The sequence below is a fragment of the Mycolicibacterium confluentis genome (assembly GCF_010729895.1).
Lineage (GTDB): Bacteria > Actinomycetota > Actinomycetes > Mycobacteriales > Mycobacteriaceae > Mycobacterium > Mycobacterium confluentis.
On the sequence record NZ_AP022612.1, the window covers coordinates 5,795,698 to 5,808,633 of the forward strand.

Below are 12,936 nucleotides of genomic sequence, written 5' to 3' on the forward strand. Positions count from 1 at the left end.
GGTCAGAGCCTACCGCTGGCCTTCATGGCCAGATACCGGTCGGCCAACGCGGGCGCCAACTCCTCCGGTGGGGCGTCGACGACCTCCACGCCGTGCTTGCGCATCCGGGCGGCCAGCGCGCGCCGATCATTGCGGGAGCGCTCGGCGGCCGCGGCGTCATAGATCTGCGCGGCGTCAGAGCGACCTTCGGCCAACTCCTCAACCCGCGGGTCGCTGACCGCCGCGACGATCACCTGGTGCCGGGTGGACAGCTGGGGCAGCACCGGGAGCAGGCCCTCGTCGAGCGCGGAGGCGTTGAGGTCGGTGAGCAGCACCACCAGTGCGCGGCGGCGCACCCGGCGCTGGATCGCCGAAACCGCTGCCGTGAAATCGGATTCCACCAGGGCGGGTTCCAGCGGCGCCATGGCCTCCACGAGGCGGGCCAGCAGTTCGGTGCGGCTCGCGCCCACCACAGAGGAGCGGGCCACCCGATCATGGGCGAGGAAGTCGACGTGGTCGCCGGCGCGTGCCGCCAGCGCGGCCAGTAGCAGAGCGGCATCCAGCGACCAGTCCAGGCGGGGCCAACCGCTGGGGTCGCTCGCGGTGGGATCGACGCCGACACGGCCGGCCGAGGTCCGGCCCGTGTCGACCACCACGACAACTCGGCGGTCGCGCTCGGGTCGCCATGTGCGCACCACGACGTCGGCACGCCGTGCCGTGGCGCGCCAGTCGATCGAGCGGACGTCGTCGCCCACGACGTACTCGCGCAGCGAGTCGAATTCGGTGCCCTGTCCACGGATCAGCACCGGGATCAGCCCGTCGAGTTCCCGCAGCTTGGCCAGCCGGGACGGCAGGTGCTTGCGGGACAGGAACGGCGGCAGGATGCGCACGCTCCACGGCGCCCGATGCGTCGACTGCCTGCCCGCCAACCCGAGCGGCCCGATCGAGCGGGCGGTGACCACCGCGGACTCCTGGTCCCCACGGCGCACTGGCATCAGCCGGGTCGGCACGGAAACATGTTGTCCCGCAGCCAGATCGACAGGGTGGCTGCGTGGCTCGGCGCGTGCGCTCGGCGGCCACGCGTCGCGTACGACGCCACGGAACCGGGCGCGGCCGGTGTTGCGGACCTGCAGCTCGACGTCGACGGGCTCACCGAGGCGCGCCGACGTCGACCCCGCGCGGGACAACTGCAGCGCGCGAGGGCTGCCCGCGAGCGCCACATCGAGCAGCACGGCCACCGCCAGGAGCGCGAGAAGCGCCACGAAAGCCGTTGCCGGCCAGGGGGCCAACGCCACCGGCAGCACGCACAGCAGTGCCACCAGGCCGGCGCGTCCGGTGAGGATCACTAGCGTGGAACCGGGACCGCGGCCAGAATCCCGTCGAGCACGCCGTCGGGCGTGGCACCCTCGAGTTCGGATTCGGGACGCAGCGCCACGCGGTGCCGCAGCGTCGGGCGCGCCATGGCCTTGACGTCGTCGGGGGTGACGTAGTTGCGTCCGGACAGCCAGGCCCAGGATCGGGCGGTGTTCAACAGCGCGGTCGCACCGCGCGGCGAGACGCCGAGTTGCAGGGCCGGTGAGTTCCGGGTCGCGCCGACGATGTCGACGATGTAGCCCAGGATCTCGTTGGCCACCAGCACCTGCCGGACCGCGTCGCGGCCCGCCGCGAGTTCGGCCGGCCCGGCCACGGGCTGGATGAACGACAGGTCCCGCGGGTCGAAACCGTGGGCATGCCGGCCCAGGATCGCGATCTCCTGATCCCGCGGGGGCAGCGGCACATTCAGCTTGAGCAGGAACCGGTCGAGCTGCGCCTCGGGCAGCTGGTAGGTGCCCTCGTATTCGATGGGGTTCTGGGTCGCCGCGACGATGAACGGGTCCGGCAGTGGCCTGGGCTCACCGTCGATGCTGACCTGCCGTTCCTCCATGGCCTCCAGCAGCGCGGCCTGGGTCTTGGGCGGTGTCCGGTTGATCTCGTCGGCCAGCATCAGGTTGGTGAAGACCGGGCCCTGACGGAACTCGAAGGCAGCGGTGCGGGCGTCGTAGACCAGCGATCCGGTGACGTCGCCGGGCATGAGGTCCGGCGTGAACTGAACCCGCTTGAACTCGAGTTGCAGCGCCGCGGACAGAGCGCGGACCAGGAGCGTCTTGGCCACGCCCGGAACACCTTCGAGCAGGACGTGCCCGCGGCACAGCAGGGCGATCACCAGTCCGCTGACCACGGCGTCCTGGCCGACGACGGCCTTGGCGATCTCGGCGCGCAGCGCCAGCAGTGCCGCCCGCGCCGATTCCGAGGCGGCGGACTCGGGCGGGGCCGAAGTGGTGGGGTGAGTCACGAGTGCGCGACCTGCCTTTCGATGTCGTCGAGGGCGTGAGCCAGATGAACCAGATCGTCGTCGGTGGCCGGGGCCGGCCCGAACAGGGTGTGCTGCACCGAGAGCGGGTCGCTGTCGCCGCCCCGCTGGGCAAGATTCTGCGTGACCGCGGCGACCACCGCCGACGGATCCGCGTTGGCTGCGAGGCCTAGCCGGGGGAGCAGGCGCTGCAGCGTGGCCGTGCGGAGTGCCGCGGCGGCCTGGTCTCGGGCTCGGTGTGACCGGTACAGCCTGCCGCGGCCCTCGACGGTCTCGGACGCGCGCACCACGACGGGAAGTCGTTCGGAGACAAGCGGACCCAGCCGTCGGCCCTGCCACAGCGCCACCAGAAGCACGGCGAGACAGAGTTGCAGCACGATCCAGTTGAACCGATCGGGGATCAGATCGGTGATGTGGGCCGACCCGGTGTGATCACCCTCCATCTCCTGCGGCGCGTACCAGATCAGGCGCGGATGCGAGCCCGCCAGATTCATCGCCAGTGCGGCGTTGCCCTCGCGCAGCAGCGTCGAGTTCGTCACGAAATCGGTGGTGCCGACAGCGGTGACGGTGCGCCCACCGTCGCGATAGCGCACCAGCGCACCGCCGTAGCAGGAGGTCACCTCGACACCGTCGTCGCCCTCGAATGCGTAGGTGGAACTGAACCACACGGTGCCCGCCTGTTGCGCCTCCCGCAGATCGCAGTCGGGTTCGCCGGTCAACGACGTCTGCGGCGCGTACTCCAACTTCGGAGCCAGGGCCTCCCGTGTGCGCGCACTCGGGTTGATCAGCAGCAGGTCTCCCGAGGCGTCGGCCAGCGTCGTGAGCAGGTCTTCCTCCCACAGGTTGTAGGTCTGACCGACGAGCAGCAGGGTGTTCGGTCCGGACAACCGGGCGGCCTCGGAGGCGGTGGACGCGACCTCGACGTCGACGCCCTGATCGCGCAGCAGTGCCACCAACGCATGCGCACCGTCGGGTCCCGTCGCGTCGGGATCGAGGAGGCCGCCGTCGCGGGGCGCGGTCAACCAGGTCGTGATCGCGGCGAGCAGCACGATCAGGACGATGCCCAGCGCGACCCATCGCCACGTCCTGCCGCGACGAAGTGTCGCGGGCACGGTGGCGGTCATCCGACCTCCGCCCAGGATGCGTCCATGGGCGCCGCACCACCGGAATCCGTCGCACCGCGGGGGCGGGCACGCAGGTGGTCGTCCAGTGCGCACATCAACCGGTAGCCGGCTTCGGTACCGGGACGTTCGCCGAACGTGACGTCGTTGAATGCGGTTGCCGCGTCGAGGAATTCGCGGGACAGGTCAGGCATGGAGACGCCGGCCGCGCGTGCCAGCTCGTACGACGTACGGCCGGGCACCGGGGTGAGCACCCCGGTCTCCTCCAGTTGCCGCGCGATCGCGCGCAGGCGGTGTCGAATGGCGGCGGCCCAGTCGCCGGAGGCTGCGTACTGTTCGGAGGTCTGCCGGTGCTGTTCGTTGCTCAGGTCAGCCGTTCCGAACAGCGCATAGTCGTCGCCGCGGTTGGTGCGCATGGTTTTTCGCGCGATACGCACAGCGACCACGACGGCCACGATCACGAGGATCACCAGCAGAGTGATCGTGAGGAACCCACCCGGGATCTGAGAACCCTTGGACACGATGCGGAACAGGAGTTCGTCGAGCCATTCGGTGAGCCGGTCCGACGCCGAGGCCCGGGGGTAGATCGGCTTACTCAGCTCACTCTGGGCAAGGTCGTGCGCGGTGTCACGGTCGATGTCTACGGTTGGCAAGGGCGTGACCTCAGCGTCGGACCAGCCACAGGTGGTCTGTCGATCCGGGGTCGGCGGGATTGGCCGTCGCACCGGTCTTCAGCGCCAGGTCGAAGGCCTCCGCGCGGATCCGTCGGTCGGTGTAGAGCAGGACAGTCACACCGGCGGTGAACGGCGTCGTGATGATCTGGCCGATGATCCCGCCGATGCTGGCCAGGATCATCGCGCCGATGAACGAGGAACCCGAGGTGGAGGTCAGACCTCCCATCAGCAGTCCCGCGATGGCGAACGGGATGCCGACCGCAAACGCGATGATGTAAGTGATCAACGCCGTCAGCAGCCAGATCCCGAGGATGCGCCAGAAGCTTCCGCGCACCAGCGCGAACGACCGGGAGATCGAGGCCATCACGGGCTGATGCTCCAGCACCACCGTCGCGGGTGCGAACAACGTCATCACGGCGAACCACAGGCCGCCCGCGATGGCCGCGAGAGCCAGCGGGATGCCGATCACCACTCCACCCACCGGACCGGCAGCAGCGATGAACATCGTGGTGATCAACACCAGGGCCGCCAGCGCCGCCAGGACGACACCGAGCAGCACCAGCGTGACGCCCAGAAGCGGCAGCAGGCGGCCTCGAATGCGTTGCCACGCTTCGCCGATGGTGATCGAAGTGCCGAAGATCGCGCGGCCGATCACGACGGTGAGCATGCCGGTGAGCACCGTGGAGGCCAGCAGGGTCACGATGGTGCCGGGCAGTTCACTCCAGATCGCGGCCGCGAACGCCGTACCGAAACCCGCGTCCTCGGGGTCCATCTCCGCGACGGTCCGCATCGGCCCGAGCTGCACCGCGAGCGCGATGATCTGGCTGATGAGCACCACGATCGTCGTCAGGCCCAACGTCGCCTTCGGATTGGTGCGCACGTAGCCGACAGCGCCGTTGAAGATGTCGCTGAGCGTGAGCGGACGAAGCGGGATCACGCCGGGCTTGAGCTCCAGCTGTGGGGGTGGATATCCCGCCGCGGCGCCGTAACCCGGGGGCGGGCCGTAGCCCGGCAGTGTGTATCCAGGCGGTGTGTAGCCGGGTGGTGGGCCGTAGCCGGGCGGGGGCGCACTGCCGGCGGGCGGCGCATACCCGGGAGGAGGGGGGCCGTATCCGGGCGGGGGCTGCGGCGGGTATCCCGGTGGCGGATAACCGGGCGGCGGATAGCCGGCGCCGTATCCGGAGGGTTCGCCGCCTGAATACTCCGGCGGCGGCCAACCCTGACCCTGTGGTGGCATGGTCACCGAGAGATCCCCTGTCGTCGTCCCCGATCATGATGATCGGTTTCCGACCAGTTTGGCACGACGATCCCCAGTGGCGGATCGGCAAAACGGTCCGCGCGGGTGCCCGCGGCGTAGCGTCGCAGGCATGGCCGAACTCAAGGACCGCCTGCGGACAGATCTGACGGACGCGATGAAGTCGAAGGACAAGCTGCGGACCGCGACACTGCGGATGCTGTTGGCCGCCATCCAGACCGAAGAGGTCGCCGGCAAGGAACCTCGAGAACTGACCGACGATGACGTGCTCAAGGTGTTGGCTCGGGAGTCGCGCAAGCGGGGCGAGGCCGCCCAGATCTACGTCACCAACGGCCGCGGCGAACTGGCCGCCAACGAGCGCGCCGAGGCCCTCGTGATCGACGAGTACCTGCCGACCCCGCTCAACGACGACGAACTGGCCAACGTCGTCGACACCGCGATCGCTCAGGTCTCCGAGACCAACGGCGAGGCGCCGACGATGCGACAGATGGGCCAGGTGATGAAGGCCGCCGCCGCGATCGCCGAGGGCAAGGCCGACGGCGCGCGCATCTCGGCGTTCGTCAAGGACCGCCTCTGACGGGTCAGAACCGGAACAGGGCCTCTTGTGTGGTTGTGGCCACCAACCTGTTCGATGTGTCGTAGAACGAGCCGGTGACCAGGCCGCGGGAGCCGCTGTTGTTCATATTGCGCAGGTCGTAGCGGTGCCACTCATGGGGGTTGAACGGGCGGTGGAACCACACCGCGTGGTCGAGGCTGGTCGCGAAGCCGGCCTCCGGGGTGACCACGGTTCCGGGTGGCCGCGCCCCCGGCACCGTGCCGAAGTCCGACATGAACGCCAGTGTGCAGGCGCGCACCAGCGGATCGTCCTCGATCTCGTCGCGGGTGCGGAGCCACAGCGGTGGCACCGGGAAGGGACTGTCGGACGCCTTCCAGCGGAATTCGAACCTGTCGGCGAGTTCGATGGGAGGGGTCTGCGGGGACATCCCGTCGAGGCCGACAGGGTCGATGGCTGGCGGATGGTGGTCGACGCCTGATTCAGGGATCTGGAACGACGTGATCATCTCCATGATCACCTTGCCGTGTTGCGTTGCGGTGACCCGGCGCGTGTCGAACGAGCGGCCGTCGCGGGTGCGCTCGACGACGAACTCGACCTCGGCGTCGTAGCTGCCGCCGCGGACGAAGTACAGGTGCAGCGAGTGCGGGTGTTTGTCGGGTTCCACCGTTGCTCCGGCCGCACCCAATGACTGCGCCGCGATCAGCCCACCGAACAGTCGGCTGCCCGGACCGGCTGGGGGCTCGGTCACCACGAACGTGTCGCCGTCGCGGTCGAACTGCAGGAGCTGAGCGATCCAGCTCTTATTGACACCTGTCACGTTCGCCGACCCTATCGGGTGGCGAAGTACTTCCCACCATCGGTGGCCAACCGGCCGAACCCGGCCTTGAGGACCGGCGCGAGCACCTTGAAGGGCAGGCGCAGCGCATTCCTGGGCTGGATCGCGACCTTCCAGATGAATCGGGTGCCGGTGCCGTCGGGCAATACCACGTAGTCCTCGGCGAACCGGCGGAACAGCGGTGCATTGGCCTCGGTGACGTAGAAGGAGTAGCCCTGCCCCTCGTCCCAGCGGAAGAAGTGCTCCCGCACCGCGGCCGGACCCAACCCGACCTCGCGCGTGCTGCCGACGCCGAACGGTCGCGGCGACGTCCACGTCAGCGAGGAGACGGAGTTCCCCCACGCGGCCAGCGACTCGTCGGACTGCAGCGACTCCCACACCCGCTCGGGTGGGGCGTCGTAGTGCTTCTCGTAGCGGAAGATGTGCGGGGCGGTGTCCAGGAACCTCGCGTCGGCGGGTTCGAGCGCAAACCAGCGTGCCATCGCATGAGCATGGCACGTGCCCGTGCCGCACGTCACGCCGGATTTGGCGCGCGGGCCGGCAGCGATAGGCCGGCCTTCGACCAAGGCGCACCCGGGTTCGCCCGGCGCGCGCGACACTTAAACCATTGCGCAGACACGCCGAGGTGCGTCGCAGAGGTTTAAGCCTCGGCGGAGAACGGAATCAGCGACTCAGCTCGGCTCGGCGCTAAAACACTTCGTAGGAAAGCGATCTGGTCCTTGACGACGCGGTCATGCCATCGGTTGCCGGGATAGACGTCGAAATGGTCGCAGGGGTAGTGATGGACCGTCGCTCGCATCCGCGTCGCCGCCGACGTGGCTGGTGCGGGCGGTGCGGTCCGGTCCTGATCACCGATCTGCACGAGGGCCGGGCAGGTGACGTTCTTGGCGCTGGTGATCGGTCGATACCCACCCATGGCCAACACCAGTCGCGCGGTGAACTCGTTGCGCCAGGTGGGCCCGGCGATGTTGTACATCCCTTCGACGGCCCCCTCGGCGCCCAAGCCGGCCACTTCGCCGGGTGCGCCCACGATCGGGATGAGCACGGGTGGGCGCCGGAGCAGCTTCGCCGCGACGTCGCGCACGCCATAAGCCATCACGCGCAGGAGGTATCTCGGTCCGAGCGTCCTCAGCATGTGTGCGACCACGGGCAGTCCGTCGGTCGCGGGTGTCAGTGAGATGACTGCCGCCAGGCGCGGGTCGTCGGCCGCGACGCGGATGACGTGCCCACCGGACAGCGAGACGCCCCATGCCACGATCCGCTCCGGATCCACATTCTCAAGCCGCCGGGCGTAGTCGATCACCGCGTGGTAGTCGGCGATCTGCCGGGGCAGCGAGATCAATTGTCTTGGCTGTCCAGAGGATTCGGCGAAGTGCCGGTAATCGAACGTCACGACGTCGGTGCCGGCGTCGGCCAGCGCCTCGGCGAACTCGAACAGCCCGCTGTCCTGTGTCGCACCGAGTCCGTGTGCCATGACGACGCAGGGCCGTCCTGCCGGACCGGCCAGCGCGTCCGTCGTCGCGACGAAGTGCCGCGCCGCGATGGTGTCGCCGCCGGACTGAATCTGGTGTGCGGCAGACGTCATTGCGTTGTCCCTCCGAACAGTGCCATGTGCCAGGCGTGAATGATCGCCTCGAGAAGCGGGGCCGCGGCCTCGGGTCCGTCGTCGGAGCGGACGTGGCGGTCGAGTACCCGTTCGTTCATTGAGATGAGCGCGTGGGCAAGTGCCCCGGGGTTGGGGATGTCGATGGTGGGTTGCATGGCGATGAAGTCGCTGACGAACTCCTCGTACCGCTGCAACCACTGGTCCCAGATCGCCTTTGCCTCGGGATCGGAGTCGCGGGCATCGAGCATGGCCCGGAACAGGGTCCGGTGGGTGTGCCACGACTCGAAGGTCCGCGTCATGGCGTCGACGACGGAGTCTCGCGGGTCGCCGCCGCCGGCCAGGAATCCTCCGATGGTGAAGACGTCATCGTGGAAGATGCGGGTGAGCAGTTCGGTGACGGCTTCGTGCTTGCCCGCGAAGTAGAAATAGAACGCCGGTCGCTTCAACCCCGCCGAGCGCGCCACCTCGGCGACGCTGACCTCAGCCAGCGACTGGGTCTGCAGTTGTTCCGCGAATGCCTCGAGAAGGCGCAGCCTGCTCTGGTCGCCGCGCGGTTGTGGCCGGCGGGCGTTGCGGCGTGAGGTCTGCGTCGGCTCAGGCGACACCGGCGGCCTCGCGTGCCCGTCCGGCCAGCTGCACCGGTCCCAGTTTCTCGACGCGGCGCAGCCCGGCGGGAAGCTCACGCTTGCGCATGTTGCGTTCGTAGTCCCAGTAGTCGACCTGTTGGGTGTGACGCGGCTTGTCGACGAAGTGGCCGATGTACTTGCGCTCGTCCGCGGCGATGACGCGCCGCATCTCGGCTTCGGACGGGGGCCGGTAGGTGCCGGCGAGGTACGCGGCGGCCAACCGGGCCTGGCATTCGACGAACGGGAACAGCGTGGGCAGAGCCTGTGCGAACCCGATGAAGAGCAGGTCGTCGATACCCGGCTTGAGGATCCGCTTGTACAGCGGGAGCCGGTTGTCGGGGGCTTCGAGGAAGCTCCGGTCAAAGAACGGGAACGTGATGTTGTAGCCCGTCGCGTAGATGATCACATCGGCTTCCACGGTGGAGCCGTCGACGAACACCACCGAACGGCCGTCGAGGCGTTCGATGTTCGGTTTCGCGGTCGCGTCACCCGACCCCAGCCGCATGAGGAGTTCGGCGGACTGGGTGGGGTGCGCCTCGAGGAATCGATGGTTGGGTTTCGGCAGCCCGTAGCGCTGCGGATCACCGAACATCAGCCGGGCGAAGGGCTGCATCGCGCGGCGTTGCCATGCCAGTGGGATCACGGGCAGCGAGTGCGCGATCTTGTCCGCGGTCATCCCGAAGACGTACTTGGGCACGACCCAGGCGCCGGACCGGGTGGAGAGATAAACGGTGTTGCGCCACGACTTCTGGGAGAGCTCGGAGACGAGGTCAGCGGCTGAGTTGCCGATGCCGACGACGACGATGCGTTTGCCGCGCAGATCCAGCGGTTCGGTGGGGTCGATGTACTGGTGGGCGTGGATGCTCTCGCCGGTGAACTCGCCCGGGAAGTCGGGCGTGCGGGGATCCCAGTGATGTCCGTTCGCGACGACCAGGGTGTCGTAGCGTCGCGTCTGTCCATCCTGGGTGTCGAGCTCCCAGCCACCTTGAGGCAGGCGCCGGGCGTGCTTGACGCCGTTCTGGAACTGGATCCGCTCCAGAAGCCCGAAGGCCTCGGCGTACTCGTCCAGGTAGTCCTTGATCTGGGAGTGATGCGGATAGTCGGGAAGATCAGCCCGCATCGGGAAGTCACGGAACGACAGGCAGTCGCGCGAGGTGTCGATGTGCAGCGACCGATAAGCGCTGGAGTGACCGTTCGGGTTGCGGAACGCCCAGTTCCCGCCGATTCGGTCCGACGACTCGAAGCAGTCGTACTCGATGCCGGCGTCGGCGAGGTTCTTGCCCGTGGTCAGACCGCTGATGCCCGCCCCGATGATGGCCGTTGTGGGTGATGAAGACATGATCCCTACCGTTCTGTGAACTCCGTCACCCGGCACGCTAGCCAAATCTCTGACAACAGTCAAAGATTCGTTTCGGCAGGCGCGCGCGCCGCTGCGAGGCCGGGGCCGGCGGGGATTCTCCCCCTTCGGGGCCCGAGCGTGCGGCTCGTCGGACAATGCGGCTTTCGCAGGTCCTGCGTTGCCGGGAGCAGGGTTTATGCCGGACCGACTACGGGCCGGGATACGCGACGTTAGGGGGTCGCCTGCAGGGTGCGAACGACTTGGTGGAGCGGTTCGGGCACGGTGGACACCGCGCCGATGAACGGGTGGGACAGCTCCACGACGAGAAAGAGTTGCGCGCCGACGAGAGTGCCGATGATGGCGACCATGGCGTAGTGGTTGGCGGGTTTTTCGACCCCGTAGATGATGGCGCAGCCCAACAGCAGCCCACTGGTGATGATGATGACGGCCCACAGCGACCAGGGTGGGCCGGTGTCGGTGGCGGCCTGCAGGATGCGTTCGGCGCGCGCCCTGCTCAGATCTTCGAGGTTGCCAAATGAGTTGGCCAGGAGGATCTCTTGTGCGTCAGTGCGTGACTGGGCGGTTTCGTAGGCGGCGTAGACCCGGTCGAGAGCCTTATCGGCCTCGGCGTAGGACCGGCCGGCGTTGATTTCGTCCCACTCGATGATGGCGGCCTGTTTGTATTCGAGCAGAGCCTGACGCATCCGGTCGCGGTCAGGCTGGTCGAAGATATGGGAGTCTCGGGCCAGTTGCGCTCCGGCGGTGCCTTCGGTGCGCACGATGCTGTCGGCATGGCTTATTTGTCCCCACATGGCTGAGACGACGAAGCCGATGAAGAACGCGAACACGAAGCCGACCACGCCGAAGGCGAATTTGGTGACATCGTTGTGTTCGTCGCCGCGAAGGTTCGGGAATCGGCGGCGCACAAAGGCCTGGGCGAGGATCGCGGTACCCGCGGTGCAGGCGACGATCAGAATCAGTAGCAGCGACGGTGGCACATGGCTGACCAGCCACTGACTCACCCGCGCCCCCTTTTCTCGTTGAGTGGGCAGAATCGCCCTTGAGCCGGAAACTGACTGTAAATGCCAGCCCGGCCGAATCGGGGTGTTTCGCGAATCCCCGGCCGGGCCCGAAGCGGCCGACTTCGGACTGGCAGCAGAAAGGCCCTGCCGGAATCCGGTCAGGGCCTCTGCCTTGCAGTCACACGAGTCGGGGTGGCGGGATTCGAACCCACGACCTCTTCGTCCCGAACGAAGCGCGCTACCAAGCTGCGCCACACCCCGCGTGAAGCCACGACAGCGTATCGCACGAGGGTGCCGAGAAGCCAAACGCGTTCCCCGGATCGGGATGGAGACGGTGTGTCGGTGACGTTGTAGCTCAGCAGAAGCTGCAATCTGAAAGCCTCACCGAAAGAGAAGAACTATGACCGCGCTGGGTGCCGCACTCTACGGAGGATTCTTCGCCCTGGCCGCACTGTGGCTGTTCTTGACGGCCGAAGGTCAGGACCAGGAGCAGGACCGCTCGAACGCGGCCAGCTTCTCCGACGCCTCGGAGGGGTCGATCCCTCTGCTGGTGACCCACTCGTCGTCGAAGTAGGTGTCCGCGTAGCGGTCGCCGCTGTCGGCCAGCAGGGTCACCACCGACCCGCTCTCTCCGCGCGCCACCATCTCGGCCAGCAGGCCGAACGCGCCCCACATGTTGGTGCCCGTGGACGGCCCCACGCGCCGCCCCAGGACGCCGCTGACATGGCGGGCCGCCGCAATCGACGCCGCATCGGGGACGCTCACCATCCGGTCGACGACGCCGGGCACGAACGACGGCTCCACGCGCGGTCGGCCGATGCCCTCGATCCTCGATGACTGACCCGTGACGACGTCGCGGCCCTGCTGATACGACGGGAAGAACGCGGAGTTCTCCGGGTCCACGACGCACAGACGGGTCGCATAGCGGCGGTAACGGATGTAGCGGCCGATGGTCGCGCTGGTGCCGCCCGTGCCCGCGCCCACGACGATCCACGACGGCACCGGGTGCTCCTCGGCACGCATCTGGGAGAAGATCGACTCGGCGATGTTGTTGTTGCCGCGCCAGTCCGTCGCACGCTCGGCGTTGGTGAACTGATCCAGGTAGTGCCCGCCGGTCTCGTCGGCCAGACGCTGGGCCTCGGCGTAGACCTCACCGGAATTGTCGACGAAATGGCAACGGCCACCCTGGGATTCGATCAGCGCGATCTTCGACGAGCTCGTCGACTTCGGGACCACCGCGATGAACGGCAGGCCCAGCAGCGCCGCGAAGTACGCCTCGGAGACGGCGGTCGACCCTGAGGACGCCTCGACCAGGGTGGTGTGTTCGCCGATCCATCCGTTGCACAGCGCGTACAGCAGCAGTGAACGCGCCAGGCGGTGCTTGAGGCTGCCCGTGATGTGGGTGGTCTCGTCCTTGAGGTACAGCGCGACGTCGGCACCGCCGCACCACGCCGACGGCAGCGGGTAGCGGAGAAGGTGCGTGTCGGCGCTGCGCCGGGCATCCGCCTCGATCAGCCTGACCGCGTTGTCCAGCCAGGCGCGGTCAGGGGTGTGTTCGCAGACCGAGTCCACG

13 protein-coding genes and 1 tRNA gene are annotated in these 12,936 nt (G+C 68.0%); 1 reads left to right on the forward strand and 13 read right to left on the reverse strand.

The genetic code is table 11. The annotated features are described in order from the left end of the window. Positions 1–2: 2 nt before the first annotated feature. Genes G6N34_RS27185 through G6N34_RS27205 form a run of 5 tightly spaced genes read right to left on the reverse strand, consistent with a single transcriptional unit; the run spans position 3 to position 5,361 of the window. Complete coding sequence (locus tag G6N34_RS27185) at positions 3–1,325, reverse strand: DUF58 domain-containing protein (protein WP_085150316.1); 1,323 nt, start codon at positions 1,323–1,325, stop codon at positions 3–5. Continuing rightward, the gene (locus G6N34_RS27190; RefSeq protein WP_085150314.1) at positions 1,325–2,311 is read right to left on the reverse strand and encodes an AAA family ATPase; all 987 of its coding nucleotides are present in this window, start codon (positions 2,309–2,311) and stop codon (positions 1,325–1,327) included. The genes G6N34_RS27185 and G6N34_RS27190 overlap by 1 nt, the downstream gene beginning before the upstream one ends. Continuing rightward, positions 2,308–3,453 carry a DUF4350 domain-containing protein gene (locus G6N34_RS27195; protein ID WP_085150312.1) on the reverse strand — a complete coding sequence of 382 codons (1,146 nt, stop codon included), beginning with the start codon at positions 3,451–3,453 and terminating at the stop codon, positions 2,308–2,310. The genes G6N34_RS27190 and G6N34_RS27195 overlap by 4 nt, the downstream gene beginning before the upstream one ends. Beyond that, a complete protein-coding gene (locus G6N34_RS27200) occupies positions 3,450–4,103 on the reverse strand; it encodes a DUF4129 domain-containing protein (RefSeq protein ID WP_085150310.1) in 654 nt (217 codons plus the stop codon). The genes G6N34_RS27195 and G6N34_RS27200 overlap by 4 nt, the downstream gene beginning before the upstream one ends. A 10-nt stretch (positions 4,104–4,113) precedes the next feature. Continuing rightward, the gene (locus tag G6N34_RS27205; RefSeq protein WP_165763641.1) at positions 4,114–5,361 is read right to left on the reverse strand and encodes a DUF7847 domain-containing protein; all 1,248 of its coding nucleotides are present in this window, start codon (positions 5,359–5,361) and stop codon (positions 4,114–4,116) included. A 130-nt stretch (positions 5,362–5,491) separates the two neighbouring features. Here G6N34_RS27205 and G6N34_RS27210 point away from each other — a divergent pair, with 130 nt between their 5' ends. Then, complete coding sequence (locus G6N34_RS27210; protein ID WP_085150305.1) at positions 5,492–5,956, forward strand: GatB/YqeY domain-containing protein; 465 nt, start codon at positions 5,492–5,494, stop codon at positions 5,954–5,956. Positions 5,957–5,960: 4 nt separating this feature from the next. Here the strand turns inward: G6N34_RS27210 and G6N34_RS27215 are convergent, their stop codons facing one another. The 8 genes from G6N34_RS27215 to cds1 form a co-directional block, all read right to left on the reverse strand. After that, positions 5,961–6,752, reverse strand: a complete 792-nt coding sequence (locus G6N34_RS27215; protein WP_085150303.1) for an acyl-CoA thioesterase — start codon at positions 6,750–6,752, stop codon at positions 5,961–5,963. An 11-nt stretch (positions 6,753–6,763) separates the two neighbouring features. Then, positions 6,764–7,252, reverse strand: coding sequence for an SRPBCC family protein (locus G6N34_RS27220; RefSeq protein ID WP_085150301.1), 489 nt, complete (start codon positions 7,250–7,252; stop codon positions 6,764–6,766). A 158-nt stretch (positions 7,253–7,410) separates the two neighbouring features. Then, complete coding sequence (locus G6N34_RS27225; protein WP_085150299.1) at positions 7,411–8,355, reverse strand: alpha/beta hydrolase; 945 nt, start codon at positions 8,353–8,355, stop codon at positions 7,411–7,413. Next, entirely contained in the window at positions 8,352–8,981 is a 630-nt protein-coding gene (locus G6N34_RS27230) for a TetR/AcrR family transcriptional regulator (protein WP_085150297.1), read from the reverse strand. Before G6N34_RS27230 ends, G6N34_RS27225 begins: the two co-directional genes overlap by 4 nt. Further along, positions 8,971–10,341, reverse strand: a complete 1,371-nt coding sequence (locus G6N34_RS27235) for a flavin-containing monooxygenase (RefSeq protein ID WP_085150295.1) — start codon at positions 10,339–10,341, stop codon at positions 8,971–8,973. Before G6N34_RS27235 ends, G6N34_RS27230 begins: the two co-directional genes overlap by 11 nt. A gap of 230 nt (positions 10,342–10,571) precedes the next feature. After that, the gene (locus G6N34_RS27240) at positions 10,572–11,363 is read right to left on the reverse strand and encodes a bestrophin-like domain (RefSeq protein ID WP_163645563.1); all 792 of its coding nucleotides are present in this window, start codon (positions 11,361–11,363) and stop codon (positions 10,572–10,574) included. Between the two features lie 187 nt (positions 11,364–11,550). Continuing rightward, positions 11,551–11,624, reverse strand: a tRNA-Pro gene (locus tag G6N34_RS27245). A 216-nt stretch (positions 11,625–11,840) separates the two neighbouring features. Next, positions 11,841–12,935, reverse strand: coding sequence for an L-cysteine desulfhydrase Cds1 (gene cds1 / locus G6N34_RS27250; protein WP_085150291.1), 1,095 nt, complete (start codon positions 12,933–12,935; stop codon positions 11,841–11,843). Between the last annotated feature and the right edge of the window lies 1 nt (position 12,936).

Excerpts from the sequence above, each read along its gene's own strand:
- G6N34_RS27210 (WP_085150305.1), top strand. The coding sequence starts at position 5,492 with ATGGCCGAACTCAAGGACCGCCTGCGGACAGATCTGACGGACGCGATG.
- G6N34_RS27205 (WP_165763641.1), bottom strand. The coding sequence starts at position 5,361 with ATGCCACCACAGGGTCAGGGTTGGCCGCCGCCGGAGTATTCAGGCGGC.
- G6N34_RS27195 (WP_085150312.1), bottom strand. The coding sequence starts at position 3,453 with ATGACCGCCACCGTGCCCGCGACACTTCGTCGCGGCAGGACGTGGCGA.
- G6N34_RS27220 (WP_085150301.1), bottom strand. The coding sequence starts at position 7,252 with ATGGCACGCTGGTTTGCGCTCGAACCCGCCGACGCGAGGTTCCTGGAC.
- G6N34_RS27225 (WP_085150299.1), bottom strand. The coding sequence starts at position 8,355 with ATGACGTCTGCCGCACACCAGATTCAGTCCGGCGGCGACACCATCGCG.
- G6N34_RS27235 (WP_085150295.1), bottom strand. The coding sequence starts at position 10,341 with ATGTCTTCATCACCCACAACGGCCATCATCGGGGCGGGCATCAGCGGT.